The organism is Haloarcula sp. NS06 (genome assembly GCF_051122755.1).
GTDB lineage: Archaea > Halobacteriota > Halobacteria > Halobacteriales > Haloarculaceae > Haloarcula.
Genome location: NZ_CP184844.1, coordinates 749,883 through 776,155, shown reverse-complemented (window position 1 = coordinate 776,155; position 26,273 = coordinate 749,883). Strand labels below are relative to the sequence as shown.

The 26,273-nt window shown below is 61.7% G+C and carries 30 protein-coding genes and 1 pseudogene; 13 read left to right on the top strand and 18 right to left on the bottom strand.

Annotated features, from left to right (window positions below):
- Positions 1-4 precede the first annotated feature (4 nt).
- The 3 genes from ACODNH_RS07630 to ACODNH_RS07620 all read right to left on the bottom strand — a co-directional run bounded on the left by ACODNH_RS07630 (position 5) and on the right by ACODNH_RS07620 (position 1,110).
- Positions 5-373, bottom strand: a complete 369-nt coding sequence (locus ACODNH_RS07630; protein WP_434531217.1) for a hypothetical protein — start codon at positions 371-373, stop codon at positions 5-7.
- Between the two features lie 10 nt (positions 374-383).
- The gene (locus ACODNH_RS07625) at positions 384-638 is read right to left on the bottom strand and encodes a hypothetical protein (RefSeq protein ID WP_306708913.1); all 255 of its coding nucleotides are present in this window, start codon (positions 636-638) and stop codon (positions 384-386) included.
- A 103-nt stretch (positions 639-741) separates the two neighbouring features.
- The gene (locus tag ACODNH_RS07620; protein ID WP_306708911.1) at positions 742-1,110 is read right to left on the bottom strand and encodes a hypothetical protein; all 369 of its coding nucleotides are present in this window, start codon (positions 1,108-1,110) and stop codon (positions 742-744) included.
- Positions 1,111-1,200: 90 nt separating this feature from the next.
- On the opposite strand from ACODNH_RS07620, the gene ACODNH_RS07615 reads away from it, so the two are divergent.
- On the top strand, positions 1,201-1,602 hold the full coding sequence (locus tag ACODNH_RS07615; protein WP_306708909.1) for a MoaD/ThiS family protein: 402 nt from the start codon (positions 1,201-1,203) through the stop codon (positions 1,600-1,602).
- A gap of 25 nt (positions 1,603-1,627) precedes the next feature.
- On the opposite strand, the gene ACODNH_RS07610 is transcribed toward ACODNH_RS07615, so the two are convergent.
- Entirely contained in the window at positions 1,628-1,900 is a 273-nt protein-coding gene (locus ACODNH_RS07610) for a ubiquitin-like small modifier protein 1 (protein ID WP_306708906.1), read from the bottom strand.
- 164 nt (positions 1,901-2,064) lie between these two features.
- On the opposite strand from ACODNH_RS07610, the gene ACODNH_RS07605 reads away from it, so the two are divergent.
- The gene (locus ACODNH_RS07605; protein WP_306708904.1) at positions 2,065-3,027 is read left to right on the top strand and encodes a C-terminal binding protein; all 963 of its coding nucleotides are present in this window, start codon (positions 2,065-2,067) and stop codon (positions 3,025-3,027) included.
- Positions 3,028-3,092: 65 nt separating this feature from the next.
- Here ACODNH_RS07605 and ACODNH_RS07600 read toward each other — a convergent pair whose 3' ends face one another.
- The gene (locus ACODNH_RS07600) at positions 3,093-3,494 is read right to left on the bottom strand and encodes a hypothetical protein (RefSeq protein ID WP_306708902.1); all 402 of its coding nucleotides are present in this window, start codon (positions 3,492-3,494) and stop codon (positions 3,093-3,095) included.
- Between the two features lie 95 nt (positions 3,495-3,589).
- Here ACODNH_RS07600 and ACODNH_RS07595 point away from each other — a divergent pair, with 95 nt between their 5' ends.
- Together ACODNH_RS07595 and ACODNH_RS07590 are read left to right on the top strand one after the other, a co-directional pair.
- Positions 3,590-4,375, top strand: a complete 786-nt coding sequence (locus tag ACODNH_RS07595; RefSeq protein WP_306708900.1) for a helix-turn-helix domain-containing protein — start codon at positions 3,590-3,592, stop codon at positions 4,373-4,375.
- A gap of 226 nt (positions 4,376-4,601) precedes the next feature.
- Entirely contained in the window at positions 4,602-5,621 is a 1,020-nt protein-coding gene (locus ACODNH_RS07590) for a transcription initiation factor IIB (protein WP_434531216.1), read from the top strand.
- Positions 5,622-5,644: 23 nt separating this feature from the next.
- On the opposite strand, the gene ACODNH_RS07585 is transcribed toward ACODNH_RS07590, so the two are convergent.
- The 4 genes from ACODNH_RS07585 to ACODNH_RS07570 form a co-directional block, all read right to left on the bottom strand.
- The gene (locus tag ACODNH_RS07585) at positions 5,645-6,439 is read right to left on the bottom strand and encodes an HpcH/HpaI aldolase family protein (protein WP_306708896.1); all 795 of its coding nucleotides are present in this window, start codon (positions 6,437-6,439) and stop codon (positions 5,645-5,647) included.
- Between the two features lie 79 nt (positions 6,440-6,518).
- Positions 6,519-6,845, bottom strand: a complete 327-nt coding sequence (locus ACODNH_RS07580; RefSeq protein ID WP_306708894.1) for a cupin domain-containing protein — start codon at positions 6,843-6,845, stop codon at positions 6,519-6,521.
- 111 nt (positions 6,846-6,956) lie between these two features.
- Positions 6,957-7,688, bottom strand: coding sequence for a class I SAM-dependent methyltransferase (locus ACODNH_RS07575; RefSeq protein ID WP_373567965.1), 732 nt, complete (start codon positions 7,686-7,688; stop codon positions 6,957-6,959).
- A complete protein-coding gene (locus ACODNH_RS07570; RefSeq protein WP_306708892.1) occupies positions 7,688-8,572 on the bottom strand; it encodes an aldo/keto reductase in 885 nt (294 codons plus the stop codon). The genes ACODNH_RS07575 and ACODNH_RS07570 overlap by 1 nt, the downstream gene beginning before the upstream one ends.
- Positions 8,573-8,697: 125 nt before the next feature.
- On the opposite strand from ACODNH_RS07570, the gene ACODNH_RS07565 reads away from it, so the two are divergent.
- Positions 8,698-9,657 carry a S49 family peptidase gene (locus ACODNH_RS07565; RefSeq protein WP_306708890.1) on the top strand — a complete coding sequence of 320 codons (960 nt, stop codon included), beginning with the start codon at positions 8,698-8,700 and terminating at the stop codon, positions 9,655-9,657.
- Positions 9,650-10,699 carry a DUF4350 domain-containing protein gene (locus ACODNH_RS07560; protein WP_434531215.1) on the top strand — a complete coding sequence of 350 codons (1,050 nt, stop codon included), beginning with the start codon at positions 9,650-9,652 and terminating at the stop codon, positions 10,697-10,699. Before ACODNH_RS07565 ends, ACODNH_RS07560 begins: the two co-directional genes overlap by 8 nt.
- 29 nt (positions 10,700-10,728) lie before the next feature.
- On the opposite strand, the gene ACODNH_RS07555 is transcribed toward ACODNH_RS07560, so the two are convergent.
- Positions 10,729-11,043, bottom strand: coding sequence for a hypothetical protein (locus tag ACODNH_RS07555; protein WP_434531214.1), 315 nt, complete (start codon positions 11,041-11,043; stop codon positions 10,729-10,731).
- A gap of 276 nt (positions 11,044-11,319) precedes the next feature.
- Here ACODNH_RS07555 and ACODNH_RS07550 point away from each other — a divergent pair, with 276 nt between their 5' ends.
- The gene (locus ACODNH_RS07550) at positions 11,320-13,668 is read left to right on the top strand and encodes a PAS domain S-box protein (RefSeq protein ID WP_434531213.1); all 2,349 of its coding nucleotides are present in this window, start codon (positions 11,320-11,322) and stop codon (positions 13,666-13,668) included.
- Positions 13,669-13,844: 176 nt separating this feature from the next.
- On the opposite strand, the gene ACODNH_RS07545 is transcribed toward ACODNH_RS07550, so the two are convergent.
- The 3 genes and pseudogenes from ACODNH_RS07545 to ACODNH_RS07535 all read right to left on the bottom strand — a co-directional run bounded on the left by ACODNH_RS07545 (position 13,845) and on the right by ACODNH_RS07535 (position 15,401).
- The gene (locus ACODNH_RS07545) at positions 13,845-13,952 is read right to left on the bottom strand and encodes a hypothetical protein (RefSeq protein ID WP_434531436.1); all 108 of its coding nucleotides are present in this window, start codon (positions 13,950-13,952) and stop codon (positions 13,845-13,847) included.
- A gap of 216 nt (positions 13,953-14,168) precedes the next feature.
- Positions 14,169-14,326 (bottom strand): annotated as a pseudogene (locus ACODNH_RS07540) (ABC transporter ATP-binding protein); the annotation flags it as partial.
- 166 nt (positions 14,327-14,492) lie between these two features.
- Positions 14,493-15,401, bottom strand: coding sequence for a serine/threonine-protein kinase RIO2 (locus tag ACODNH_RS07535; protein WP_434531212.1), 909 nt, complete (start codon positions 15,399-15,401; stop codon positions 14,493-14,495).
- A gap of 831 nt (positions 15,402-16,232) precedes the next feature.
- Between ACODNH_RS07535 and ACODNH_RS07530 the strand changes: the two genes are divergently transcribed.
- Positions 16,233-17,465: a DolP-mannose mannosyltransferase gene (locus tag ACODNH_RS07530; RefSeq protein WP_434531435.1), complete on the top strand. Its 1,233-nt coding sequence runs from the start codon at positions 16,233-16,235 to the stop codon at positions 17,463-17,465.
- Positions 17,466-17,469: 4 nt separating this feature from the next.
- Here ACODNH_RS07530 and ACODNH_RS07525 read toward each other — a convergent pair whose 3' ends face one another.
- From ACODNH_RS07525 to ACODNH_RS07510, 4 genes are all read right to left on the bottom strand, one after another.
- Positions 17,470-18,654, bottom strand: a complete 1,185-nt coding sequence (locus tag ACODNH_RS07525; protein WP_306708880.1) for an AI-2E family transporter — start codon at positions 18,652-18,654, stop codon at positions 17,470-17,472.
- A 103-nt stretch (positions 18,655-18,757) separates the two neighbouring features.
- Positions 18,758-19,177 (bottom strand): acyl-CoA thioesterase, encoded by a 420-nt coding sequence (locus tag ACODNH_RS07520; RefSeq protein WP_434531211.1) that lies wholly within the window; start codon positions 19,175-19,177, stop codon positions 18,758-18,760.
- On the bottom strand, positions 19,174-19,698 hold the full coding sequence (gene msrA, locus ACODNH_RS07515) for a peptide-methionine (S)-S-oxide reductase MsrA (protein ID WP_306708876.1): 525 nt from the start codon (positions 19,696-19,698) through the stop codon (positions 19,174-19,176). Before msrA ends, ACODNH_RS07520 begins: the two co-directional genes overlap by 4 nt.
- Positions 19,699-19,762: 64 nt before the next feature.
- Positions 19,763-21,400 carry an NADH-quinone oxidoreductase subunit D gene (locus tag ACODNH_RS07510; protein WP_434531210.1) on the bottom strand — a complete coding sequence of 546 codons (1,638 nt, stop codon included), beginning with the start codon at positions 21,398-21,400 and terminating at the stop codon, positions 19,763-19,765.
- 88 nt (positions 21,401-21,488) lie between these two features.
- Here ACODNH_RS07510 and ACODNH_RS07505 point away from each other — a divergent pair, with 88 nt between their 5' ends.
- The 3 genes from ACODNH_RS07505 (at position 21,489) to ACODNH_RS07495 (ending at position 23,690) form a co-directional block, all read left to right on the top strand.
- The gene (locus ACODNH_RS07505) at positions 21,489-22,166 is read left to right on the top strand and encodes a helix-turn-helix domain-containing protein (protein ID WP_306708872.1); all 678 of its coding nucleotides are present in this window, start codon (positions 21,489-21,491) and stop codon (positions 22,164-22,166) included.
- Positions 22,167-22,291: 125 nt separating this feature from the next.
- Entirely contained in the window at positions 22,292-22,768 is a 477-nt protein-coding gene (locus ACODNH_RS07500) for a cupin domain-containing protein (RefSeq protein ID WP_306708870.1), read from the top strand.
- A gap of 127 nt (positions 22,769-22,895) precedes the next feature.
- Complete coding sequence (locus tag ACODNH_RS07495; RefSeq protein ID WP_434531209.1) at positions 22,896-23,690, top strand: lipoate--protein ligase family protein; 795 nt, start codon at positions 22,896-22,898, stop codon at positions 23,688-23,690.
- A 75-nt stretch (positions 23,691-23,765) separates the two neighbouring features.
- Here ACODNH_RS07495 and ACODNH_RS07490 read toward each other — a convergent pair whose 3' ends face one another.
- On the bottom strand, positions 23,766-24,515 hold the full coding sequence (locus tag ACODNH_RS07490) for a helix-turn-helix domain-containing protein (RefSeq protein WP_306708863.1): 750 nt from the start codon (positions 24,513-24,515) through the stop codon (positions 23,766-23,768).
- A 210-nt stretch (positions 24,516-24,725) separates the two neighbouring features.
- Between ACODNH_RS07490 and ACODNH_RS07485 the strand changes: the two genes are divergently transcribed.
- Both ACODNH_RS07485 and ACODNH_RS07480 read left to right on the top strand, forming a co-directional pair.
- Positions 24,726-25,043, top strand: coding sequence for a hypothetical protein (locus tag ACODNH_RS07485; protein ID WP_306708861.1), 318 nt, complete (start codon positions 24,726-24,728; stop codon positions 25,041-25,043).
- Between the two features lie 40 nt (positions 25,044-25,083).
- Positions 25,084-25,917 (top strand): deoxyribonuclease IV, encoded by an 834-nt coding sequence (locus ACODNH_RS07480; protein ID WP_434531208.1) that lies wholly within the window; start codon positions 25,084-25,086, stop codon positions 25,915-25,917.
- Positions 25,918-26,273 lie beyond the last annotated feature (356 nt).

The following is a 26,273-nucleotide window of genomic DNA, read 5'->3' as shown; positions in this document are numbered from 1 at the left end:
CGTCTTATGGGTCGGAGCTGATCGCCAGCACGGCCCTGATTTCCAGCGTCGTCTCGAACTCCTCGCTTCTGTCCAGCCGCCGCCCGTCGCGCTCGAACTGGGCGGCGTGGGCCCGCCGAACCGCGTCCTGTTCGCGGTCGCTCAGTCCGAGCTCTGTGCCGATACTGTGCCAGTGGCCCGACTCCGCACAGACGTAATCGGCCTCTCTGGGGCCGCTGATGCGTTCGTATTCTCTGTGGTAGGTCTCCCGGTTCTCCTGGAGATACGTCTGAACCTGTCCGAGTAGGTCGGGCAATTTGTCGAGCGGGACGCTGGCTCGCGTGCCGGCCAACAGGACGATCTGTCCCTCAATTGGGTACGATGAATCAGCCATCGCGTCCCGGTCAGCCGCCCGCTCGCATCGCCTTCTGTGCGAACTTCTCGATAAGCGGCTCCAGCGTCTCGGGGTCGCCGTTGAACTCGATAGTCACCTCGTTGAGCTGGAGACTCGGGCCGATGGCGACTTTCTCCTCTGAAAGTGTCGCCGCCCACCCGTCGCCTTTGACAGTCGCCTCGTCGCGTTGCTCGCCGCCGAGGTTCTCCAGATACCCGATAGCGGCTCGAACCGAGATGCCGCGAAAACTCCGTTCACGCTCCATTGTGTGGTCGTTACGGGTGCGGTCGTCTAAACCTATCGCCGGTCCGGCGTCCGTTCGCCACACCCGCGCTATCCCGAGGTGTCTCTCTGCCGGACATGACGGTCTACCCCGGCCGAATACCGTCGTCGACGATGCGGGCGTTGCGCTCGCGGTTGATGCGCTCGTCTAGGTCTGCGTGGTCGTAAATCTGAGCGATGACGGCGGCGTGGAGGTCGCGCCAGGCCATCGCGTAGATGGGTGACTGGCCCCAGGCCCGGAGTTCGACGACGTACTCATCGTAGGCCTCCCACCGACTCTCGAACTGCTCGATGTGGTCAACGACGGCACTGGCCGGCTCCTCGGAATTGAGGGCGGCGTTGAGTTCTCGCTCCCAGCCACCCACAGCCTGTTCCATGTCGCGTTTCGTGTCCTCGCTGTCCGGCGGCAGCGACTCGACAATCCCGGACGGAATCCCCAGTTCGATACTGTCCATACCGCCACACATGGTTCGCGGCCAATAAACCCCAGCGATGGCGAACATGTTCGTCTCTACTGATTTGTGGTAGCGGGGTGTAGTGCACGCATGAGCAGTGAGACAGTAGAGCGACAGTCGTCGGCACCGGACCTGACGACTGTCGAGGTCAGGTGCACCGGCCACGTTCGCCGGGTCGTCGGCGAACCGTCGCTGTCATACACGTTCGAAGGAGACACGCTGCGTGACTTCCTTGATGCGTTCTTCCAAGAGTACGACGTGAGCGATATGCTCATCGCGGAAACCGAAGACGATGCCACCACCGAGGGCTGGGCCCCGGAGATGGCGGAACTGCCGGGTGACTGGGCGAAAAACCCCGAAGGTGAACAGACCAGGTGCTACGCGCGAGTGGCGGTCAACGGCGAGTTCAACGAACATCTTGACGGACTGGACACGGAACTGGAAGCCGGCGACCGCATCGGGTTGCTGTACCCGTTCATCTTCTGTTGCTGATTCGGGCAACTGACTGTCACAAGAATCACCCCCCAGCAACTGGCGGGAACACGCTGAGTTCGTCCCCATCTTCCAGTGCGGTCTCAAGTCCGTCAAGATGGGCGATGTCCCTTCCGTTCCGAAGAATCGTCAGGTACTCTCGCAGTTCCCCGTCCTCAAATAGGTCCATCTCGGTGAACTCTTCGGAGAGCTGTTGGAGCACGTCGCCCGCCTGCAGGTCCGTTTCGTACTCGCGGTGAACCGTTTTCTGTCCGACGGCTTCCCGGAAGTTGGCGAAAAACCGCAGCTCGATTTGCATACCGCTGGATTGGCGGTCGAGCGGCTTAAATCACAGCGCTCGACACGCGTGGCTCGAACGAACAACACATTCACCTGTTATATTCTATCTATCATGGACCTCGAATTCCTATTCGATGGGAACGACTTCGACCCGTTTTAGCGTCCCAGTCCATGACTCAGTGTATGGAACGTGTGGTCGCAAGCGATGACCCGATGATAGATGTCGATCGACTGCGAGCGGAACTCGACGCTGATGTCGTCGTCGCGGAGACAGACGACGAGGACGCGATTCGGAATGCTGCCGCCGGGGCATTGGGCCTCGTCGTGGACGTGAACACGCCGGTCACTGCCGCGGTACTCGACGCGCTGGACGACCTCAAAATCGTCGCGAGAGCGGGCGTCGGTATCGACAACATCGACGTGTCCGCGGCGGCAGACAACGGCGTGACCGTCACGAACGTCCCTGAGTACTGTACCGACGAGGTCGCTACCCACACGGTGACGCTACTGCTCGACTGTATTCGGACGCTCACGGCCTACGACCGCGACGTTCGCGACGGTGGCTGGGGCTGGGAGCGGACCCGCCCGGTACATCGCGTCCGCGGCCAGACGCTGGGTCTCGTCTCCTTCGGCCCCATCGCACGGCGAGTGCGCGACCAGATGCGGGGCTTTGACCTCGATGTGATTGCGTACGATCCCTACGTCGACGCCGAGGAGATGGCCGACGCCGATGTCGAGAAGGTCACGCTAGAGACGCTGTACGATCGGGCCGACTACGTCTCCCTCCACGCGCCGCTGACCGGGGAGACGGCGGAGATGATAGACGCCGATGCCCTCGCGGCGATGCGTGAGCAGGCGATTCTGGTCAACACCGGCCGTGGCGGCCTCATTGACGAAGCGGCGCTCCGGACGGCGCTGGAGGACGGAACGATTGGGGCCGCCGGTCTCGACGTACTGGCCGAGGAACCGCCGACGGCTGACCACCCGCTGGTCGGCCTAGACAACTGTATTGTCACACCGCATGCGGCGTGGTACTCCGAGGAGGCCCGCGACGACCTGAACGCCGCCGTTGCGGCGAACGTCAGGGCCGTACTGGCCGACGAGACGCCACCGAACCGTATCGATCCGGAGACGGACTGGCTATAAATATACGGCCGGGTTTGCCCGCTAACACCGTCGAAACGGCTGTCGGCGAGTGGCGTTACCTCAACTCAGCATCTGAGGAACTCCCGACGCTGGTCGCCGAGAGCGCTCTGGCCGGTCCCTGCCGTCTTGATATCCCGAACGAGGTTCGAGAGGTACGCCCGGACGCCGGGGTCACAGGTGCCGAACCCTCTGGCCTGGCAGTAATCACACCAGAGCGCGACCGGTAACAGCGGGGCCGCGAACAGTCCGGACAGCGTGACGCCCAGCTGGAACGGGTGGCCAGCCGGAACAGCGAGCCACGCAGCGGCCACGACTGCCCAGAACACCACCCCGTAGACGACGGTGTGTCGCCAGTTGTGCGTCGGTAGTTCATATCCGCGAATGCGCGACGACGAGTCATCCGGTGTGTCGCCAGTGGCCGCACTGCCGGACGCGTCGCCAGTAGATGGAGAGACAGAACACGACATATCCTTTCGAAAGCGCCCTTGGATAATGACGGCTGGTTTGGCATACGCCGAACGAGACAATGCGTATAAGCCACTCGACACGCAACGGGGTGTATATGCGAGAGTTCATCTTCACTATCGACTACGAGCGGAACGTCGACCCCGTCATGGACGTGTTCATCGACTACCCGGAGACACACTCCCGGACGATCGCGTGCAACGTCACACGAGACGGGATGTGGCGGCTCGAACGCGTCGCCGGCCCGGAGACTGCCCTTGAACAACTGGATGACGTGTACGACGATCCCGTCCAGTGCACCGAGTGTATCGGGACCCGTAACTGCAAGACGGACTGGACGTACGAGGTCATCGGCTCGGACCCAGGCGCTCGGACGGTGTACAGCTACCGGTCGGAAGCCGGCGACTGTCACTCGATTCCACGACTGGCTATCGACCACGTCGGCCGTGGCGTTCTCGTCGAGACTGAGCGCCGTGGGAGTCGGTGTGAGTGGCGGCTCCTCCTCTGTAGCGACGCCGGGGTCGACGGCCTGTTCGATGAGATGAAATCCGAACTCCGGGAGGGGCTCACTGTCGAGTTCCGGCAGCTCAGTTCGCCGTCGTACTGGGTCGACGAGGCCGTGACGCTGGCGGAGCTACCGCCGGAGCAACAGGCCGCTGTCGAGGCCGCCGTCGAACACGGCTACTATCGGACGCCACGGGACACTTCACTCACTGACCTTGCAGAGACGCTCGACGTGTCGCGGTCGACGCTCCAGTACCGCCTCCAGCGTGCCGAGGCGTGGATCGTCCGGTCGTTCGTCACGCGGTCGATGGGGCCAGTCCAGGCCGACGAAGATGTCGCCGAGGGTGGACGCCTCCGTATCGGTCGCTCGGGCGTGTAGTCGCTCTGGAACCAGACCGGACCGAACTGCACTGCTTGTATACTGCCGCGTCGCAGTTCAGAACGGGGTGACCGCAGGAGGGGAGTCATCCGTCGTTGTACGCCGAACGTGACACATATCTACTAGTTCTCGGGAGTTCGGCATATGCCAAACGAGGCGTGATGGGGGATGCACCCCTACAATTGGGTACGACCGCGGGCGTCCCACGCGCTCGCAGAGGCACACTATGACGACACGCAGCATCTATTCCCCCGACGAACGCGATGAAAGTGCGGACGAACAGGCCGAGTCCGAGGCGAGCACTGGCCACGCCTGCCCGGACTGTGGCGGGAGCCTCATTACCGACGATAGTCGCGGCGAAACCGTCTGCGAGTCGTGCGGTCTCGTCGTCGATGAGGACGAAATCGACCACGGGCCGGAGTGGCGCGCTTTCGACAGCCAAGAGCGCGACAACAAGCGACGGGTCGGCGCGCCGACGACCGAGATGAAACACGACAAGGGCCTCTCGACCAACATTGGCTGGCAGAACAAGGACGCCTACGGCAACTCCCTGTCGACGCGCCAGCGCGAGAAGATGCAGCGCCTGCGCACCTGGGACGAGCGATTCCGCACCCGCGACCACGCCGAGCGCAACCTCAAGCAGGCCCTTGGCGAGATCGACCGGATGGGGAGTGCCCTCGGTGTCCCTGAAAGCGCCCGTGAGACAGCCAGCGTTATCTACCGCCGCGCGCTCGACGAGGGGATGCTACCCGGCCGCTCCATCGAAGGGATGGCGACCGCCGCGCTGTACGCCGCCGTCAGGCAGGCGAACCTTCCCCAGACCCTCGACGACATGGCCGTCGTCAGCCGTGTCGACGAGATGGAGTTCACCCGCGCGTACCGCTATCTCAACCGCGAACTCTCCCTGCAGGTCGGCCCGCCGGACCCCGCAACCTACCTCAGTAAGTTCGTCTCCAAGCTTGACGCAGACGACGATCTCGAACGCCAGGCCCGCGCCCTCATCGAAGCGGGGAAGGAAGCAAACGTCCACAGCGGCAAAAGCCCAGTCGGCCTCGCCGCCGCGGCTATCTACGCCGCCGGCCTGCTACTCGGCGAAGAGATGACCCAAGAGACCGTCAGCGAGGCTACTGACATCAGCACCGTGACCATCCGCGAGCGCTACCGCGAACTGCTGGAAGCCGAGTCGGAACTCGACGACAGCGCCGTCGACGCGACGAGCGGTACCGAATCCGGCGCGAGCGCCTGAACCGTCACGAACCTGCTTTTCGTTTAGCCCCGCTGACCCTCGAAATCTTCTAGCCACCCGCGAACGACGCTCTCTATCGCGCCAGTCGTACTTCCGACGTTCAGTATCTGGTATCCCGACTCGGCTTTCTCGTTCACGTCGTCCATCCCGAAGCCGAGGCCGCCGACGGTGACGTCTGCTTCCACCGCCACCGAGCGGACCGTCTCCACCGCGTCCTGTACCTCGGGATGGTCGATTTCGCCGGGGTGGCCCAGCGACACCGACAGGTCGAACGGCCCAATGAATACGAAGCCGAGGTCGGGTACGTCCAGAATCGCATCGATGTTCTCGACCGCTTCCTTCGTCTCGATTGTAGTCCCGACCAGTGTCTCCGTGTCCGAGGCTTCGACGTAGTTTTCGCCGAGCCCCCAGCGGCGCGCTCGGGGCGCGGCGAGCCCTCGGTCGCCGGGGTCGCCGTCGTACCGGAACCGCCCCGACTTGACCGCTTCGCGCACCTCGTCGGCAGTTTCGACCCGCGGCAGGAAGACGTTCTTGACACCCAGATCCAGCGCCTTCCGCACTAACGTTGGGGACGTGTCTGGCAGGCGGACCAGTAGCTCCGTCCCGGTGCCGTCAGCCGCCCGTAGGAGATTCTCGACGGTCGCCGCGTCCCACGGGTCCGGCCCCCCGTGCTCGAAGTCGAGCCAAACGAAGTCGACGCCGAGGTCGCCGTAAAACTCGACCAGCGTCGGGCTGTAGGCGTTGTCGAGGACACCAAGCGCGACGCCACCGCTGTCGACTGTACTGCGGAGCCCGTTGGTCGGCAGTGGTTCTGCCATATCAGATGCGTGCTGTGCGATACCAATAAACGTGGTGCGGAAACGGTTGGCCGGCACCGTCCCGTCGACGGTCACACGCCTACTGTCCCGGCAGCGGACAGAGACTCGCAGTCAGAACAGCCACCTCGTCGGTGTGGTTGTGCGCGCCGTGGGCCTGCCCGCGCTCGTTCAGGACGACGCCCGGCGCGGCGATGGTTTCCTCGGTGTCGTCCTGCTGGACCGTCACTTCGCCCTGGACCACGTGGAACACGTTTGTCGCGCCGTCGTGCTCGTGGGGGTCAACTGTCGCATCCGGCCCCAGCGCGAATGCCTTCACCAGCACGTCGTCGGTTACTGCCAGTTCTCCGTCGATAACTTCGCCCGCTGCCGGTTCGGCGTCGAACGCTGCCAATCTATCGAGTGACATACCGGCACGTAGGCCGGCGCGTCCTTAGCCGTTCGGCTGCTGGGAAAACCTGTATCTGTCTGTGTGGTTGCGTGCGCTGTTCGGACTCGCCTCGTGAGACACCCACACGACTCACACATCTGCCAGCCGGAACGCGAGACTGTACATCGTCCCGGTTCGCTCGGAGCCGATACCTGCGATCAACTCTTCAGCCATCGCAGTCAGGGGCTCCCCGAGCAAATCCGGAAGCGCCGCGGCGTACTCGCGTACCACCTCCGCGTGGGCATCCAGATGGGCCTCGGTCCACGGGACCGGGTTCAGCAGCGTCTTCCGTCGTTCGACAGTCCAGCCCCCAACGGCGAAGACGGCGGCCAGCACGGCGGGCGGGTAGAATGTTAGCGCCGGCCGGCCATCGACCACTTGGGCGGCGGCGTTTTCCAGTGTGAACAGTCGATTGACAGCCGCGTCGGCGGGCGGCACCGCGTAGTCGTCGACGACGAGGCGGCTGTCGGGCCTTGCAACCCGCGTCAGTTCGGTCGCGACGGCGTCCAGTTCAATCGGCGGCAGGACGTTACACAGTCCGTGGGCGGTGACAAAGTCGATGCTGTCGGTGGCAAGCGGCGTCGCCCGGAGGTCAGCCTCGACCACGGCTAGTCGGTCGGCGTTTCCGTCGCCGACGCGGTTCCGGACTGTCGTGGCGTGGTCTGCGTCGTTCGTCACCGCGTACACCCGCTCCGCGCCCGCGGCCAGCAGTCCTGCCGTCGTATTACCGACGCCGGCCCCCGCCTCAAGACAGACTCGACCCTCGACTTGCTGGTCGGTGAGTGCCGCTGTCACCGTCTCCGGAACGTCCCCGGTCACAATCAGTGGTGCAGTTGCTCGGGCACCGGACTGTCATCATGCCGCGCTTCCTCGATGAGTGCGCGCTGGCGCGCCTCGTCCATCCCCTCGGAGCGACCGGCGGCGTCGAGCACCATTGCCACGAGCTTCGGGTCGCCGGGGCTGACAACGGTATCGAGGCCCTGTGCGGCGGCGAAATCGAACCGCTCGCGGATGGCCTCCGGTGTGTCGACCGGCTCGTACCAGTTCGCGTACGGGCGGTCGGCCTCGGCCAGTTTGTCGGTCGACGGCCACGACCCCTTCGCGAACGCCTTGATACCCAGCGTGCCGATACCCTCCGCCTCACAGCGTTCCAGCACGGCCTCGTAGTCGTACTCGTCATCGTCCTTGCCAGCAACGACGGGGTTCAGCGGGAACATCACCGTCTCCAGGTCGTCGATGCGGTCGATGGCGTCGAGGATGAGCCCGGGGTTGCCGTGGCTCGTCAGCCCGATGTGGTCTATCTTCCCCGCCGCCTTCGCCTCGCGTATCGCGTCGAGTGCGCCGCCGTCGGCGGTGATCGTGTCCAGTTCGTCCTCATACTCCAAGCCGTGGATCTGGTAGAGGTCGATAGTGTCGATGCCGAGACGGTCCAGCGACCGGTCGATTTTCCGCGCAGCCCCCTCGTACTCTCGTTTTTGGGTCTTACAGCCCAGAAAGATGTCGTCGCGGTACTGTCGGAGCTTCGGCCCCAGCTTTAGCTCCGCGTCGCCGTAGGTCGGTGCTACGTCGAAGTGGTTGACGCCGTGGTCCAACACGAGTTCGACCAGCTGGTTCGCACCGTCCTGTTCGAGCCAGTTGAGTGCGATCGAGCCGAACGTCAGCACCGTGCTCTCCTGTCCAGTATCGCCCAGCGCTCGGGTCTCCATACCGGCTGCACGCTCCGGATACCAATAACGTTAGTCGCTGCCGTCGCAGTCAACCTGGATGCCAGACTGCGACGGGGCGCGCCGACCGGGGTTTATTACTCTCTCAGTCCGAACGCGATGTATAGATGTTTGGGAGAGACCAACTTTTCTCCGCGATGACGGCGTCATACGTGATCGCAGTCACGCTCGCCCTCGTCATCGCCGCGATATTCGCGCCGGTCATCTGGAACGGCGTGCCAAGCGGTGGTGACGACGACCCGAGCGTCGCCGTCATCACCCTTCGCGGCGGCACAACCGACGCTAACGTCAACGCCGTCAAGCAGGACCTCCGTGAGGCACGAACCAACGAATCAATCGAGGCAGTCGTCCTCCGGGTCGACAGCCCCGGCGGCCCGGTCGACTCAAGCGAGGAGTTCTACCTCGCTGTGAACCGGACTGCCAGTGAGATGCCTGTCGTCGCCTACGTCGAGGGCACGGCCGCTTCGGGTGGGTACTACGGCATCACACCAGCCGACGAGATCGTGGTCAAGCCGAGTTCGAACGTCGGCAGCATCGGCGTCATCGTTCAGGCCCCGCTGAGTCTTATCGAGCAGGTGGAAAAGCAGGGCGAGACGTTCATCCGTTCGGGACCGGACAAGGCCCAGATAAGCAAAGACAGCCTCCGCGAGGACATCGAGGTGCTCCAGCGCTCGTTCGTCGGAACGGTCATGCGTCACCGGGGCGAGCAACTGACCGTCTCCCGCGAGGAAGTCGCCAACGGGGGCACGTATCTCGGCGCACAGGCGACTCAGAACGGCTTTGCCGACCGGATCGGCGACACTGAACTGGCTATCGAGCGGGCCGCGGCACTCTCAGACGACATCGAGGGCGACGGGTACGATGTGGTGTATCAGGGCAGTGGCGGTGCCGAATTCAACGTCATCATCGTCCCTGCCGGCGCTGAAACTGTTCAGGGCGCGAACAACGTGACGTATCTCGTCCATCCCGACGACAGTGAGACGACCTTCCGGGAACCGGTGAAGTACTACGCCGTCTGGGGCATCCCCGCAGAAGATAACAACGCAACGGTGATTCGCAATGACTGAGGGCCGTATCGTCAAGCCGCTCGCCGTGTTTATCGTCGTTCTTGTAGTGATACTGGGCGGTACGTTCCTTCTCGCAGTCGCCAGTCCGGGGTCATCGGGGCCGCCCGATGGCCAGTCTATCGACGGGCAATCGCCGTCACAGTACCAGCCCGACGCTGTCAATGCCCCTGTTGACCCCGAAGAAGGGGAGATATCGGTCGACTCCGAGGGAAGTGACAAGCGAATACTCGTCGACACGAGCCACGGCAATCAGGTGACCGAATCCGAACTCGAACCAATCACAGAGGCGGTGTTCGAGGCGGGCCACACAGTTGAGTACGGCACCGCCGGTACTGATTCGTTCGCCGATTCGCTGGGCCAGTATGACGGTGTACTCATCGTCCAGCCGCTCGGCAGCTACTCCCCGACGGAACGCGAAGCGCTACAGGAGTACACGGACGACGGCGGCCGTGTTGTCGTCCTCGCCGAACCGACACAGACCCGCCTTTCGACCGGCTTCACCCAGTCGACAACGACGGTCTCATTCGGAGCCAACAACGCCACCAAGCGTTACGGTATCCGGATGGGTGCCGAACAGCTGTACAACGTCGACGACGCAGCCAACGACAACAACTTCAAAGCGATCTACGCGTCACCGAGCGACGACGGTGAACTGACTGACGGTGTGGAGACGATTACGTTCGACACCGCCGGCTATGCGGTGGTGAACGGTGACGCCGAAACGAAGTTCACCGCTGCCGAGGGTACCCGGACGCTGGAGACGCGGCGTACTGGAACATACGCGACAGTCGTCCGCAACGACAACATGGTGTTCGTCACTGACTCGACGTTCATCAGTAGTTCCGAGATATACGACGCCGACAATGAGGTGTTCCTCGGAAATCTCCTTTCGTTCCTGCTCGATGGCGAGGCGCCTGACCCGGATGGTAGCGCGACCTCGGATGTCGGATTCGGGACTGGTGACAGTGCTTCCACCCCGACGGAAGCACCACCGGAATCGACCCCCGGTCCGACGCCCGCACCCACCCCGAGCGGGTCCTGACCCGGCTCACTCGGTCCCTGCTCGCGGGACTACCGCTCGCTGATACTGACCGTCGTCTCGCTGTACAGGCCACGCTCGGCAGCGTCGGCCACACTCAGCCCTGCGCCGATAGTGTACTCCCCGGTCGATGCAGGCTCCCACTCATCGTCACTGACTCGGAACATCCGGTCCCACCGTCGCCTCAACCGCTTTCGTTCACCGCGGTCAAACCGGAGGCTGCCGTCCTCACTGGGCACGCTATCGACGTGGGATGCCTCGGGCACTCCGGTGACGTACCACGTCCACGGCCGCGGCGAGTTTGTCGGTAGCGGTATCGGCACCGAAAGCGTGTTCTGCATCGTCACGATAACGGCACCTCGGTTCCAGCCGGATACGACCTCTGCGGGACCTTGATATCGGCCGACACCGCGCGATAGCGGAGCCACGTCGGCACCAGCAGGCTACTCTAGGCCCTACCGTTCGGCTGTTCCGTTGTGTCCGGTCACTCTACAAAATAGATAGCTGTGGTGTGTCGTAGGTGGCTGCTCCCGTGGTCTGTAGTCATTCCACGAAGTGTGCGACACACAGCCAAACTCCCTAAGTGGCCGGCCCTCTGATATGTCAGCAAGCTACTGCTCCCGATGACATCCACACGCGACGCGATTCGGCTGTTGCACGTCGATGATGAGCCGGACTTCGCGGAGACGGCTGCCGCATTCCTTGAGCGCGAGAACAACCGTCTCCGCGTTGAAACGGCGTCAGACGCGGAAGCCGCGCTAGAACGGCTCGAAGCGTCGACGTTTGACTGTATTGTGTCGGATTACGATATGCCCGGGCGCAACGGCATCGAGTTCCTCGAAGCCGTCCGCGAGGAGTGTCCTGAACTCCCGCTCATCCTGTTCACTGGAAAAGGAAGCGAGGAGGTCGCGAGTGACGCCATCTCAACCGGTGTCACCGACTATCTGCAGAAGGAGGTCGGGACAGACCAGTACACATTGCTGGCCAATCGGGTTCAGAACGCAGTGGAAGCGAGACAGACGGCGACCGAGGCCGAGCGACGGCGGCATCGGCTCGAACAGATCCTCAAGACGGTCCCGTCGTGTGTTGTGCAACTCGACCGCGACGGCCAGTTTGTCTTCGCCAACCAGCGCGCTGTCGACGTTCTCGGTCTGTCACAATCGGAATTACAAGACCGGACGTATAACGACCCGGAGTGGCAAATACGCGATCTCGACGGTACCCCGATACCGGACTCGGAGCTTCCGTTTCGGCAGGTGCTCGAAACCGGCCAGCCCCTATCCGATGCCCGGCATACGATCCACTGGCCGGACGGTACGGAGAAGGTACTCTCGGTGAACAGCGCACCGCTGTTCGACGACGACGGGGCTGTCGAAAGTGTGGTCTGTACGCTGACGGATATCACCGACAAGCGAGACCGGAAACGCGACTTACAGGAAACTGAGCGGCGACTGCAGTTGGCTCTCGAGGCCAGCGAAACGGGTGTCTGGGAGTGGGACTACGAGACAGACGAGGTCGCGTGGAGCGACACGCTCGGACGACTCATGGGCTTCGAACCCGGCGAGTTCGGCGGGACGCTGTCGGCCGTATTCGACCTGATCCATCCGGAGGACCGCGCCGAAGTTCGTGAAAAGATAGAGCGGGCAGTCGAAACGGGCGACATCTACGACGGGGAGTTCCGGATGATCGACGCTGACGGCAACGTGCAGTGGGGCTCTGTTCGGGGACAACCCATCGAAGACGACGGCAGTACACTGATGCTCGGCGTCCATCACGACATCACCAAGCACAAGCAACGTGAGCGCGACCTACGGATCATAGAGCGGCGGCTTGAGGCGATTCTGGAAAACACCACGACCCCGATGTTTATGAAAGACGACGAAGGGCGGTACCTCTTCGTCAACCACGGCTATCGGGAGATGACTGGACGCACTGATGCGGAAATCGTTGGCCGTACCGACTTCGAGTTGTACCCCAAAGAGACAGCCGAGGCGGTGCGGGCAAACGACCGTGCCGTCCTGCACACTGGGCAGCCGCTAGAGGTTGAGGAGCGTATCGTTATTGATGGCGAGGCACAACAATACCTCACGACCAAGGTTCCAATATATGACACGGGTGAGCGGTCTGACCCGGATAACCCGGTCGCCGTGTTCGGCGTTGCAAGTGACATTACCGACATCCGCAAGCAAGAGCAGGAGCTACAGCGTGAACGCGACCGGCTTGCGGAGTTCGCTAGCGTCGTCAGCCACGACCTTCGTAGCCCTCTGAGCGTCGCACAGGGGCGGCTAGAACTCACCCGAACAACCGGTGATGAGAGCCATCTGGAAGGAATCGAGACTGCACTCGACCGGATGGAACGCATCATCGATGACGTGTTGCTCTTGGCTCGCCAGGGCCGGGACATCCAGGAGACAGCACCGGTCTCGCTCCATGACGCGGTCGCGGATGCCTGGGAGATGGTGTCTCAGGACGCAGCGGATGGGACGCTCGTCTTCGCCGACACTGACAAACGAGACGTAACGATTACCGCCGACCGGCCGCGCCTGTTGCAACTGCTTGAGAACCTGCTCCGGAACAGTGTCGAACACGGCTCCACACGCAGTCCGACGGGGTCCGACAACAGTGTGAAGCAAGAGTCAGCAGAGCCGCGTTCACAGGCACACACAAACGCAGACCACGGCACAGCGAGCAGCCAGACGAAGTCCGTGGACGCCACCGACGGGAGCGGGGGCGTGAACATCACTATCGGTGCCATGAAAGAGGGCTTTTATGTGGTCGATGACGGTCCCGGCGTCCCGGAAGACGAGCGCGAGACGCTGTTCGAGGCTGGCTACTCTACTTCCGAGGACGGCTCCGGGTTCGGGCTGGCGATCGTTGACCGCATCGCAGAGGCCCACGGCTGGTCGGTCGACGTGGCAGAGAGCGCTGACGGCGGCGCACGCTTCGAGATTACCGGTATCGAATTCGAGTAGTAGAGAGGCCACACAGCGGACCACTGTACTGGTATCCTGTCAGAGACTCCTGCCCCGTGTGGACGTATCCGGATGGTCGTCATCGTACAGCAGGCCGGCGATTTGGTGGTCGTCACCGATATCGAACGGCGCAGGTGTCCTTTCGGAGTGCCGCAGGCGGTCGTTTGAGGCACCTGTCAGGTCTTCCCCTTGTCGCGAACTGAGCCGGCTGTGGGTTCGATGAACCGCAGCAGCGTCTGGGCGAGCGTGGCCTTGCCATAGCTAGATTCGCCGACGACACCCAGTGTCTCGCCGGGGTAGAGTCCAAATCGACGCTATCTAGCGCTTTCACTTCCTGGCTCCGGCCCAGCAGGGTGTCGTCGATGGTCCTGCCGGACTCGTATACTTCGTGAAGTTTTCGACCTGTAGGATCGGGCTATCGGCTGTCTTAGCCATTCTGCTGGCCCTCAGTATCGTCGTCCGCGTCGTCGTCCTGGCCCAGCAGGTCTGTATCGAGGCTGACCGGTCGGATGGCCGTTGTCAGGGTCGACCAGCAGTGGTTCCTTGCGCGTACAGGCCTCTTCGGCGAAGGGACGGTGCAGGTAGAAGCTACACCCGAAAAAACTTCGACGAGGTCCAGCATCGTCCCGGGAATCGTCTTAAGACGGTCCTGCCGGTCCTTGCTACCGGCAAAGACTCGCCTTCGTCCCGCTGTCCCGAATCGACCCGGCTAGTGCGGTTTGGCTGGTTTGATATTGCAGTATACGGTTTATTCAAGCAACGATCGGCTCAACTCCGATTCGTCTGTGGACCGCCAGAGAACGGTATTAGCGGCTAGAATGCCGTTATCCAGTAAATTCGGTAATAGAACCGAACGCGTCGGTCGCCAGCCCTTCGGCGACTGCGTCCCTGTCTACGTTGTTGATTTCCTGCGGGTATTTTCGCTCGAAGTAGCTCACGATGTTCTCGACATCGCGAGTTAGCAGTTCCCGGGCGTTTTCGTGGTCGGTTGGGACGGCCTGAGGCCAGTCGAAGACGACGACGCCCTCGTTCGTGACGAAGACGTTGTACTCGCTCATGTCTGCGTGGACGTACCCCTCGCGATAGGCCGTCTGCATCTCCTTGAGCACGAGATCCAGAATCGGCAGTACCTGTTCCGGTTCGAGTTTCGTTCGGGAGAGTTCGACGCCGTCTATCTTCTCCATGACAATCGCATGGCGGTTCGTATCTATGGGCTGTGGGACTGATACGTCTGGATACAGCGTTTCGAGGGCATCGTATTCCCGCTCGGCGGCCTTCCGGGCGGTGTAGAGCCAGGAGACGTGGTCACGGTCGGCGGTGTACTCTCGCTCTTTCATCACTTCGCGGAAATTGGTGTACCCTTCGCGGTGGTATTTCAGCGCTACTGGTTTGTACGATTGGGCCTCGTACACGTCGCTTTCCTTGCCGACACCCAGCGGCGACCCAACTCCCTCGATAGTGTCGCGCTCGGCAAAAGTATGCAGCGCAAGCGTATCGTACCCTTCAAAAGTGAGCTTGAACCCCTCGTACTGGATGGTCTTTCGCTCGACCAGTCCCCGGTCCGCACACCGGTCAAGCCGGTAGTCGACATCTTCCGTCGTCAGCCGGGAGAACTCGGTCAACTTCTCACAGGCGACGTACTCCGAGAACCGCATCCCCTGTTCGACGCCAGAGAGCAGATGGAAGTCCTCGGGTTCCAGCTCCGCCATCACTGAAGCCACGTTCTGGACCATTAGCGTTCTCTACTGGGCCAACTGGTAAAAGGCCGACGCGTTCGGCGGATGGCCCCGATAAATTAGTTACCGCTATACCAAATTCCATTTCGTACTCGCCGCTGTCGGTGTACCATCAGCACTGTCGCTGGACCGAGCGAGACCCGTGTATCCTATCCGGTGTGTTCCGGGTGGCCGCTCCGTCTCGATCCGCGTTTCAAGAACAGTCCAGCGTTGTCGTGTACAGTCAAAAACCAAGAGACAGCGCGCTCGTAATCCATCGGAGGTCTGTGGTGGAGAAACCAACTCCAATATTAGGTACCGTATACTCCGATACGGGATTTGCTTTCGGTGTTCGCACCGAAACAGTGCCTGAGACAGTACCACGCCGAGTAGGGAACAGTTTAACCCACATGTGTACACAGTTGCGTAGTGATACCATATGCCGGAAATTACTGCTGTACTACCGTCTCTGTAGCTCAGACTACGGCCGAGTACTCACGAAAACGGGTTCTGAATAGTTGCAGCCACCTCATCAGATTAGGTGTCTCTGCAAGGGTCGGTGAGTTACACATCAGTCTACAAATAGGCGCCTAACTCCGGTGACTGTACATGTAATGCAAACGGCATCTCCCCTCCGCGGCGGTATCTGTTCTAAATTAGTCTCTACTTTTGGTCACCTGAACACAAACGTCTGGTGTGAGCAGACGAAACAAAGACCAACTCAGGGGTCTACTTCGTTCGCTTGCCCTCCACCCCCACGATAGACGACTCGCGTTTCCAGTGCTGTTCGCCGTCGGCACACAACTGTACTTTGTCCTGACAATCACTCTCAGTTCTCGCCGACCGCCGATGGCACCCGACGCCGGTATCTTCGAGCACCTCGGCTGGTATCTGACACGCGGCGGTCGGCTGTACGTCGACGCCTGGGAACCGAAGTTGCCACTGTCCTACGAGACGACCGGGATACTGGCATTGCTATCCGGCGGCGATATGTACCGCCTCCACCTGCTCAGTGTGGTGCTGATGAGCGGCGCGGTGTGTGCAATCGTCGGACTCGTTGTGATACTCGTCTACGACGTCACTGGTGATGATATCGTTGCGCCGCTGGCTGGTCTCTCGATGTTCCTGTTGCCGGGGTTTGCCGTCCGTCCGGCGTATGGGTTCAAAGCCAAATATCTCCTCGTACTCTGTGGGTTACTGGCGATATATCTGTACACGCGTGGCTACCCGGCATTGAGCGGTGTGGCTGCGGCAGCCAGCGTGGGATACTGGCAGGCCGGGGTCATCTTCCCGCTGATTGTGGTCGGTCTCGCAGTCCAGCGGCGCGACATGCGGGAGCTTGAGCGTGTCGTTGCCGGCGGCCTCGGTTTTACCGTCGTCATGTTACTGCCGGTGTTTCTCCTCTGGCATTCGGCCTCGGAGATGGTCGTTCAGGTCTTTCTCGTCCCATTGCAAACGGAGGAACACGCGTCGTTGCTCACTCGACTCGTCGCCGGTGTCGTCCACTTCAAGTGGGCGTCACCGTTCGTCTTGCTCGGCGGACTCGGCCTCGTTCACACTGCTCGACACTGTTTCACTGGTAATGACGATGGTGTCGGACGCACCGAATGGTGGATTCCGGTTGGCGCGGCGTGGTTCGCGTTTCTGATACTGTTCGTTGATTTCGAGACTGGTGGCTACACCGACCTCATTCCGGGGCTTGCGTTCGTCGCAGTCGGCCTCGGGATGGTTGCGACGGTGCTTCGCGACCGGCAACAGACACAGTATCTCGGCGCCACTCTTGCGCTGGTCCTCGTTGTGAACGTCGCTTTCCTTGGTAGCGTCGGCGTTATCTTCACGCCCGTCGAGACCCCGGGCCCAGAACCGATGTCAGATCTCGAAACTCATGATCTCCCGACAGCATATGACGCAGCCGAACCAGTACCCGACGTCCGGTACATCTACTGGCAACAGATCGAGCCATCGACGTGTCACTACCGCCTCTCGGTGATGGAGCTACGGTGGCTCGATCGAACTGGCTCCTCGGTAGACAGTCGCTGTCTCGACTTCGGGACCGCCAGCGCCCGACTCGGGAACGGGTAGCCAGTTACGACTCCGCGGAGTCGTATTCGGAGAGTGACGTTTGCGTCGTTTCGACTGAGCCCGTAATGATGTAGGGAACGATAATCCGGAAGAACTGCGCGGCAAGGACCAGCAGGATCGGACCCAGGAAGATGCCGTAGAATCCAAACGCGATGGGGCCAAGGATGTACGCGAACATCAACAGGCCGACGTGGGTCAGGTCGCCGCTGACGTACGGGCGAATCAGGAAATCCGGGATAGTGTCGACGACGACCAGTGTGACCACAAGGAAGAGGGCAACCCAGGCCAGGGCCGCCGTCTGTCCTGTGACAACCGCGGAGACCGCAAGCAGTGCAGCCACAGGGAGGTAGACGATTTTCATCCCAACCACGGGAATGAGGCTGCCGATGCCGGTGAGTGCGCCGACGAGTGGTGCAAACGGAATCTGTACTGAGCCGGGAGCGACCAGATTGTACAGCGAGAACACGAAAATCCCGATGACGCCGGTCACTAGTGCGTTCAGGATGTTCCCGAAGAGAATCGAGGATAGTTCCTCGTCGACTGCCGCCGCGTACTTGCGAAGAACACCCGACCCGTCGAAGGTGTCGAGGAACCAGCCGACAAGCCGTGGTCCGTCGGTAAGCAGGTAGTACGTTCCAGCAAACATGATGAACACGCGAAGCAGTAGCGACGTGAGCAGACTCACCGAGCCGATGAGTGTATCAGAGACACGTCCCAGCCACGACTGGACTGTCTCGTTTCGCAACAGGTCGACCACCTCGGCCGGCCCCATTGCCAGCACCTCTGAGAAACCAAGGTTGGCGAGCGGTCCCGGCGGCGAGTCACCCTGAAGCTCCTGAAACTGTGAGAGGTACGCCGCGCCCAGGCCACCCTCGCCGAAGAACGACTGTAACTCGGGAATAACGAGGACGATCGTGTAGCCGACCAGAAGCACAAACGGCAATAGGAAGAAGAAAATCGTGGCTGCCGCATGGACCTGCTTTTGGTATGGGACGGCCCGATTCAAGAATGAATCGGGCAGCGGGAGCCGCCCGAGCCGTCGATAAATCGGTCGGCTGGCGTAGTATAGAAAGACCGTAAACACGAGTGTCGGAAGGAACTCGGACAAGACGAGCCCGACCACGAGGAGGAGTGCTACGCCCGCGATGGTAAGGAGGACGCGCCGTCCGAGGTCGGTACTGTATTCCATATGCTTTCAGTACAACATCTGGATAAAAAATAAAACCACCGGTCGGCTCGATGGTTCCTAAATTGGACGGAGCAAAATAGGTGGTTCTCGATAGCAGGTGTGGCTACAGCCCCTCGAATGTCGTGATCGCCTCGCGCCAGTCGTCGGGAATCGGGCGCGAGGACTCCGTGTCACGGTCGTATGTAACGACGGTCGTTTCCCCGGTCGCAGCCACACCATCCTCGGTCCGGACCTCGTACTCGAAGGGAAAACTCTTCTCACCCAGACGTGGAACCCGGACAGCAACGGCAACTGAGTCACTGATCTGGACAGGCTGGATGTAATCGACTTCGAGGTTCGCGATGACCATTCCGGTACCCGACTCGCTGCCCGAGAGCAGCGCTTCGCCACAGTCGACCACGTCGTGCAGGTAGTCGATTCGGGCCTCCTCGAAGTAGGTCGCATACGTCGCGTTGTTGACGTGGCCGTACGTGTCGATATCAGTGTACCGGACCTCGACTTCCGTCGTGTACTCGAAGCTCATGCCAGCAGTTCCGCGTGTTTCTCTTTGAGCTTCTCGATTTTCGGCGGGATAGTCAACTGACAGTAGCTCTGGTCCGGATTCTTCTCGAAGTAGTTCTGATGATACTCCTCGGCGGGATAGAACGTCTCCAGCGGTTCGACTTCGGTGACGATGTCGCTGTCGTAGCCCGGCTCTATTTCCTCGATGAGGGCTTCGACGGTTTCGCGCTGGGCCTCGTCGTGGTAGAACACGGCCGAGCGGTACTGCGTGCCAACGTCGTTGCCTTCTCGGTCTTTCGTCGTCGGGGTATGCGTCGTGAAATGGACCGCAAGGAGGTCCTCGTAGCTCACCTCGTCCGGGTCGTACGTAATCTGGATACACTCGGCGTGGCCTGTTTCCCCGCGGCAGACCGCCTCGTAGCTGGGGTCGGCGACGTGGCCGCCGGCGTAGCCCGAGACCACATCGGTCACGCCGTCGATCTGCTTGAACACCGATTCCGTACACCAGAAGCAGCCGCCCGCGAGTGTCGCTTGTTCAGTCATCATCGGTCGTACGTGCCCGGCGTACAAAACTCACTGGCTGTGGTCGTCTCAGATGGGCGATGAACTATCGGTCGACCTCTCCCATGATCGTGTCCAGACTGCCGATCGTCGCCACGAGGTCGGGGACATATTCACCGCGAGCCATCTCGGACAGCGCCTGGACGTGTGAGAAGGAGGGGCCGCGGATCTTGAACCGCGCCGGTGTCTCCGTTCCGTCCGAGCGGATGTAGATGCCGAGTTCGCCCTTCGCGGCCTCGACGGCGCGGTAGATTTCGCTGTCAGGGTCAGGCCGAAGCGTGCGGGGGACGTTCGCCTGTATCTCGCGGTCGTCCTCGGGCCAGTCCTCCAGCAGGTCGACGCATTGACCGATTATCTTCGCGGACTCTTCCACTTCGCGCAGGCGCACGAGCAGGCGCGAGAAGTTATCGCCGCCCTGCTCGGTGACGACCGACCAGTCGAGTTCGTCGTAGTAGCCGTAGGGGTCGTCCCGGCGGAGGTCATAGTCGACGCCGGAGGCCCGTGCGACCGGGCCGGTACAGCCGTAGGCCTTCGCGGTTTCAGCCGAGAGGTGGCCCGTATCAACTGTCCGGAGCTGGAGGATTTCGTTGCTGGTGAGCATATCGTGGTACTCTGTGAGCTTGTGGGGCAGGTCGTCGAGGAACGCACGGATCTTCTCGAAGAACGCCTCGCGGGGCTCGGGCAAATCCCAGGCGACCCCGCCCAGCCGCAGGTAGTTGAACATCAGCCGCTGGCCGGTCATGTCTTCGAGGATGTCCTGAACCAGCTCGCGGTCTCGGACCCCCCACTGGAATGTGGCGGTGAACTCCCCGACCACGTCCAGCGCGTATGTTGCGACCGCGAGCATATGCGAGAGGATTCGTGAGAGTTCGCCGCCCATTGTCCGGATGACCTGCGCGTACGCCGGCACCTCGATGTCGGCGAGGTCCTCGGCCGCACGGGCGTAGGCCCATTCGTTCAACAGCCCGGCCCCACCCCAGTCCCAGCGATCCGGATACGGCATGATCTGGTGGCGGTAGGTACCCTGCTGACACATCTGTTCTTCACAGCGATGGATGTAGCCGATGTCGGGGTCGACGGCCGCCACCTGCTCACCGTCGAGTTGGGCGTTCAGGTGGAGGACGCCGTGGGTCGAGGGATGGTGTGGCCCCATGTTGAGGTGCATCGTCTCCGGCCCCTCGCGGTGGTCTTCGAGCAGGCGCTCGTGCTCACGGAAGGAGACGATCTGTGGCTGGTCCTGATTGTATTCCCGGCTCAGCGGGTGGCCCTGCCAGGTCTCAGGCAGGAGAATGCGTCGGAGGTCGGGGTGGTCTTCATACTCGATGCCGACCAGATCGTATGCCTCCCGCTCGTGCCACGCCGCCGTCTGATACACGGGAGCGGCTGACTCGCTGGTTGGAGACTCTCTGGGCGTTGGGACGACGACCGAGAGTTCCTGTGTCGGGTCGTCGTAGCGCCGCAGATGATAGATCGTCTCGAACCGGTCGGCGTACTCCTGGGCAGTCACGCAGGCGCAGTGGTCCAGCCCAGCTTCAGTTCGAAGCGTCGAGAGGACGGTCTGGACCTCGTCGGCACGGATGACAACGGCAGGGGCGTTCTCGTGGCGTTCGGTAGAGAGGACGTGGTCGGCGATCGGCTCGATAAGCGGATGGACATCGTCGGTTCGGTGGACTGTCTGGGCCATCTCCGTGGTCGACCGTTCGCCGGCTGCCGTCCTCGGCCTGTCCCCTCACTCCCGAGGTTATTTTAAGTACCTCTTGGAACAGTCAGGTATGAAGTACGTCACGCTCTCGCTGTGGATGGCCCCCGAGGTCCGCCACCCGATGCACCAGTTTGTTGTCGAGCATGACGGCTACGAGGCGAGCTATCTTCTCCGGGGCAACGACATCGGTACCGACCTCCAGACGCTGCTGTTTCACGTCGACGGCTTCCCGCCGGAGCCCTACCGAGCGGCACTGGAACAGGCCGATACTGTCCGGGAGTACGCCATTTCGACGTGTCCCGACGAGACGTTCTACCTCTACGTACAGGATTCGCCGTCGGCGACCGGTCACGACCTCGTCAACGCTCTCACGCGGGCCGGTCTGGTCATCGTCTCGCCGGTCGCATACCGCACCGATGGTACTGTCGGGCTCACGCTGGTCGGTCCGGGCGGGACGGTCCAGCAGGCAGTCGAGACGGTGCCAGACGGTATCTCTGTCGACGTGCGGGAGGTGGGGGAGTACGACAGCCGCCGACTCAACACCGGTGCGGCGCTCACCGACCGGCAGTTCGAGGCTGTCGCCGCCGCCGTCGACTGTGGGTACTACGGCAACCCTCGCGAGGGCGGTGTCGACGATGTTGCCGACAAACTCGGCTGTGCACCCGGAACTGCCGCCGAACACCTTCGGAAGGCCGAGGCCCACGTGATGGCTGACATACTCGAACAGCGTCCCGCATCGATGGCGTAGTCCGCTTTGCCCGTGAACTCCCAGAGCGACTGTGTCGTCCCGAAAAACTATAAACTCCGGAACAGTGTCCTCTAATGCCGGATTGCAAACACATCACAGGGGCCCGACCCAAGACAACATTGACTATGGACACAGTAACTATCGACGACGTACCGGTTGAACGGAATCCGATGGAGGTACATGACATCCGCAAGCCCGTCTCCCGAAAACTCGGGACCGAGCATTTCGCGGCGAATTACTTCGAACTCAAACCCGGTGACTCCTTCTCGGGGAGCCTTCACCGCCACCACGATCAGGAAGAGGTGTTCTACATCGAGCAGGGACAGACCACCTTCGAGGTCGGTCTCGACCGCGAGGAAGTCGACGTTTCGGGCGGCGAACTGATTCGCTTCGAACCCGGCGAGTTCCAGCAGGGGTACAACTCCGGCGACGAGCGCGTCATCGGCTGGGCCTTCGGCGCGCCCGGTGCAACTCATGACTGGGACGATCTGGAATCGAGAGCGCACTGCCCGGAGTGCGACGCGGAGACGACCCAGAGCGTCGCCATTGCTGACGGCCGGTTCGAACTCACCTGTACCGAGTGCGGGAACGTTCAGGGCTAGGCCCTGCGTCTGTTGTTTTCGTGGGTGGAAACAGGCTTTCCGGCGGTTTGCATAAACACGCCCCCGTCGGTCAGGCCAGCGACTGCTAGCCCACAATTCATATCGCATCGCGTCACGAAGCCCGGGTATGTCACTGGCCGACCTGGATTGGCGCGTCATCGGCGAGGAAACACGACCCGGACCGATGACGATGGCACTGGAAGCGGCCGCTGCCGAAACCGTCGCCGCGGGCGGTCCGGCAACGGTGCGGGTGTACACTTGGCCCGATACGCTGTCACTGGGCTACGGACAGGACCCGGACACGATCGACTGGGCGTTCTGCGAGCGCGAGGACGTTGGGGTAACACGGCGACCCACTGGCGGCGGCGCAATCTACCATGACAGCGTGGCGGACATCTCGTACGGCATCATCGCGCCGGCTGACGCCGTTCCGGGTGATCTGATGGAGTGTTACGAGCAGTTCTGTGAGCCCGTCCTTGACGCGTTCGAGCGTATGGGCGTCGACGCCTCCTTCGCTGACGACGAGCGGTCGGCGGTCCATCAGCCGGCCTGTTACCTGCGGCAACTCCACCCGGCCCACGATATCGTCGGTCCCGATGGTCGCAAACTCAGTGGGAACGCGCAGTACCGCCAGAAGAACGCCGTTATCCAGCACGGCTCCCTGTCTGTCTCGCTACGGCCTGACCGCCATTGCGGCTGTTTCACTGCCGACCCCGACTCGGAGCGATTCACTGAGCGCGTCGGTGCGATAGACGAATACACCGATATCGACCGCGCCGAGGCTGTCGAGACGCTCCGCTCGACACTGGCCGAGTGGGTCGACGCGTCGGCGGGATCGTGGACGGACGACGAGCTCGCACGCGCACGCGAGCACGCAAAAGGGAAATATGACGCAGACGAGTGGATTCGACGGTTGCCCTGACGCTGGCGGCACAGTCCTGCGATGACGGGCGTGCCGGGCCGCCACGAACCGCGTACTAACCTGAAATATCGGCCTTCAGAGTGTTTCTTCGACAAACTGCGAGACGATGCGGTCCTCGGCAGTCCGGAGCTGATACTGCACGGTCGACCGTGGCTCGTCCAGTATCGATGCGAGGTCCTTGACTGAGACTTCCCGCGGTCGCTCGTAGTAGCCGTGGGTCACGGCGGCCTTCAGCACCCGCCACTGCTGGGGCGAGAAGTTCGTCGCGACCCGTTCGGTCGCCTTCCAGTTTCCGGCACTGGTGATGTGAGACACTGAGAGCGTGACGCCATCGCGGAGGCTCGATTCGATTTTGTCGTACACCTCGCCGATTGGGTTGGACCCTGGATAGAGAACGCGCCAGCGGTACTCATCGCCCGTCCGTCGGGATTCGAAGATAGTGCCTTCGCTGACGTGCCGGTGTAGGAAACTCGGCAGCGACTGACAGCCGCTGAGTTCGCGACGCAACGTGTACACTGTCCGTGACGATTCTCCGCGGTCCAGTACGTGGTAAGTCCGTGTCGTCTCACAGCTCACGACGTCGAAACACTCGTTACAGCGGTCTTCGTCCAGAAAGACCTCGTCGAACGCATCTAGGGCCTCGGGTGTCCCTTTCGCGTGGTCCAGCCGCCACATATGGTCGTCACCGACGAAGATGGCCGAGGACCACACAGAGAGGCTCTCGTGTTGCCGAAACACGTCCATCAGCTTATCAGCTCCTGCGTCGAACTGCAAGACGAACTCGAACTCGCGTGTGTCCGCAACTGCGGGCTGTGATTCGGTCATCTGTCTATTACTAAACTAGGAGTATCGACATAAGTCGATTACTGGTCCTTCGAAATCAATTTCTCTCTGTAGTTAGCTATTGACAAGTATTTATAGTCGCGTCAATGCCGATCTCACATCTGCGATGACGAGGCTACGAGAGTGGACTGTCCGCCGGTTATGACAACAGACCTACGTCACCGTTTTGTGGCACCCCGGCCAAGCGATGGCATGGTCTCGTCCCCCGCTGATGACGACCCTGTCGACACCTCCACCGACCCTCCGGCAACCGACGGCACCGTTGCAGCGCTTTCTGAGGAAGAACTGTACGCGATTGTTCGTGTCGCAGCTGAGGACGCGGTGCTCGGCGCGCTCGGGACGCTCATGCTGGTCGGCATCGGAATCGTCCTGATTGCCACCGGCGCGTCCGCACTGCTTGCAGATGTGACACTGATTTCGTTGCTCGTTTCCGCCGTTTTCATCCTCTTTGGCGTCTACCTCGTTGCGTCGAGTCTCGGCGTGATTCCGCCCGCTCGTGAGTGGCTCTGACTCCGGAACCTCTTTTGTCGGGCGTCACCGACCGGTGTGCATGGTACGAGTCGGGGCACACACCTCTATCGCCGGCGGCGTCTACAACGCTGTCGAGGAACAGGTCGAGTACAGCGGCAACTGCGGGCAGATCTTCTCGCACTCGCCGCAGGTCTGGCAGGACCCGAACATCGACGACGACGAGGCCGAACAGTTCCGCGACCTCACAGTCGACCACGGCGTCGGCCCGTGGGTCATCCACTCGTCGTATCTGGTCAATCTCTGTACGCCCAAAGACGACCTCCGCGAGAAGTCACTGGACTCTATGCAAAAGGAGGTCGACGCCGCCGCGAAGCTGGGAATCGAGTACGTCAACGTCCACCTCGGCGCCCACACCGGCGCGGGCGTCGATGGCGGGCTTGACAACGCCGCGAGCGTGCTGGACGACCTCGATATCCCTGAGGGCGTCACCGTGCTGGTCGAGTCCGACGCCGGCAGCGGGACGAAACTTGGCGGCCAGTTCGAGCACCTGGCGACGGTCCGAGAGCACACGGACCAGGACATCGAGTTCTGTCTCGACACGGCCCACATGTTCGCTGCGGGCTACGACCTTTCGACGCCCGAGGCCGTCGACGAGACGCTCGCGGAGTTCGACGAGGTCGTCGGATTCGAGGATCTCGCCTGTGTTCATCTCAACGACTCCAAACACGAGTGCGGGACGAACAAGGACGAACACGCCCATATCGGTGAGGGCCACATCGGCGAGGACGGGATGCGCGCGTTCGTCAACCACGACGCCATCCGCGACGTGCCGCTGGTGCTTGAGACGCCGACCGAGGACGGCAAGAGCTTCGCCTGGAACATCAAGCGCGTCAAGGAACTCCGCGGCGAGTAGCGGTTCTCTGCCTGGACTGGAGATACATTCGCTCGAAGGCACTTTTTGGAGATGTAGAGAGCGACGTGTCATAGACAACGTCTCATACCCGCTAGGCAGTAATTTCGACTGATTCAGTCGGGTGAGTCGCCGTCCTGTGTGAAACCAGGCAGTACGCACCGCTGAAGAGCAGCGTTTTCGGCGGTTACCGCTGGTTCGATGACTAGACTTACTCGGAAATCACGGGCAGGTCGTCTTACTGTGAGTGTTACCCACGGACGAGTGGATACGGCCATTTGTGAGGCCCTACTCGTCGCAGGCACAGATCCAGCACAGCTTATTTGCGACATATCAGCTGCTGTTATATTATGAACAGA

Coding starts and splice junctions, on each gene's coding strand:
- ACODNH_RS07630 (WP_434531217.1), bottom strand. CDS start 373: ATGGCTGATTCATCGTACCCAATTGAGGGACAGATCGTCCTGTTGGCC.
- ACODNH_RS07625 (WP_306708913.1), bottom strand. CDS start 638: ATGGAGCGTGAACGGAGTTTTCGCGGCATCTCGGTTCGAGCCGCTATC.
- ACODNH_RS07620 (WP_306708911.1), bottom strand. CDS start 1,110: ATGGACAGTATCGAACTGGGGATTCCGTCCGGGATTGTCGAGTCGCTG.
- ACODNH_RS07615 (WP_306708909.1), top strand. CDS start 1,201: ATGAGCAGTGAGACAGTAGAGCGACAGTCGTCGGCACCGGACCTGACG.
- ACODNH_RS07610 (WP_306708906.1), bottom strand. CDS start 1,900: ATGCAAATCGAGCTGCGGTTTTTCGCCAACTTCCGGGAAGCCGTCGGA.
- ACODNH_RS07605 (WP_306708904.1), top strand. CDS start 2,065: ATGGAACGTGTGGTCGCAAGCGATGACCCGATGATAGATGTCGATCGA.
- ACODNH_RS07600 (WP_306708902.1), bottom strand. CDS start 3,494: ATGTCGTGTTCTGTCTCTCCATCTACTGGCGACGCGTCCGGCAGTGCG.
- ACODNH_RS07595 (WP_306708900.1), top strand. CDS start 3,590: ATGCGAGAGTTCATCTTCACTATCGACTACGAGCGGAACGTCGACCCC.
- ACODNH_RS07590 (WP_434531216.1), top strand. CDS start 4,602: ATGACGACACGCAGCATCTATTCCCCCGACGAACGCGATGAAAGTGCG.
- ACODNH_RS07585 (WP_306708896.1), bottom strand. CDS start 6,439: ATGGCAGAACCACTGCCGACCAACGGGCTCCGCAGTACAGTCGACAGC.
- ACODNH_RS07580 (WP_306708894.1), bottom strand. CDS start 6,845: ATGTCACTCGATAGATTGGCAGCGTTCGACGCCGAACCGGCAGCGGGC.
- ACODNH_RS07570 (WP_306708892.1), bottom strand. CDS start 8,572: ATGGAGACCCGAGCGCTGGGCGATACTGGACAGGAGAGCACGGTGCTG.
- ACODNH_RS07565 (WP_306708890.1), top strand. CDS start 8,698: ATGTTTGGGAGAGACCAACTTTTCTCCGCGATGACGGCGTCATACGTG.
- ACODNH_RS07560 (WP_434531215.1), top strand. CDS start 9,650: ATGACTGAGGGCCGTATCGTCAAGCCGCTCGCCGTGTTTATCGTCGTT.
- ACODNH_RS07550 (WP_434531213.1), top strand. CDS start 11,320: ATGACATCCACACGCGACGCGATTCGGCTGTTGCACGTCGATGATGAG.
- ACODNH_RS07535 (WP_434531212.1), bottom strand. CDS start 15,401: ATGGTCCAGAACGTGGCTTCAGTGATGGCGGAGCTGGAACCCGAGGAC.
- ACODNH_RS07530 (WP_434531435.1), top strand. CDS start 16,233: ATGGCACCCGACGCCGGTATCTTCGAGCACCTCGGCTGGTATCTGACA.
- ACODNH_RS07525 (WP_306708880.1), bottom strand. CDS start 18,654: ATGGAATACAGTACCGACCTCGGACGGCGCGTCCTCCTTACCATCGCG.
- ACODNH_RS07520 (WP_434531211.1), bottom strand. CDS start 19,177: ATGAGCTTCGAGTACACGACGGAAGTCGAGGTCCGGTACACTGATATC.
- msrA (WP_306708876.1), bottom strand. CDS start 19,698: ATGACTGAACAAGCGACACTCGCGGGCGGCTGCTTCTGGTGTACGGAA.
- ACODNH_RS07510 (WP_434531210.1), bottom strand. CDS start 21,400: ATGGCCCAGACAGTCCACCGAACCGACGATGTCCATCCGCTTATCGAG.
- ACODNH_RS07505 (WP_306708872.1), top strand. CDS start 21,489: ATGAAGTACGTCACGCTCTCGCTGTGGATGGCCCCCGAGGTCCGCCAC.
- ACODNH_RS07500 (WP_306708870.1), top strand. CDS start 22,292: ATGGACACAGTAACTATCGACGACGTACCGGTTGAACGGAATCCGATG.
- ACODNH_RS07495 (WP_434531209.1), top strand. CDS start 22,896: ATGTCACTGGCCGACCTGGATTGGCGCGTCATCGGCGAGGAAACACGA.
- ACODNH_RS07490 (WP_306708863.1), bottom strand. CDS start 24,515: ATGACCGAATCACAGCCCGCAGTTGCGGACACACGCGAGTTCGAGTTC.
- ACODNH_RS07485 (WP_306708861.1), top strand. CDS start 24,726: ATGGTCTCGTCCCCCGCTGATGACGACCCTGTCGACACCTCCACCGAC.
- ACODNH_RS07480 (WP_434531208.1), top strand. CDS start 25,084: ATGGTACGAGTCGGGGCACACACCTCTATCGCCGGCGGCGTCTACAAC.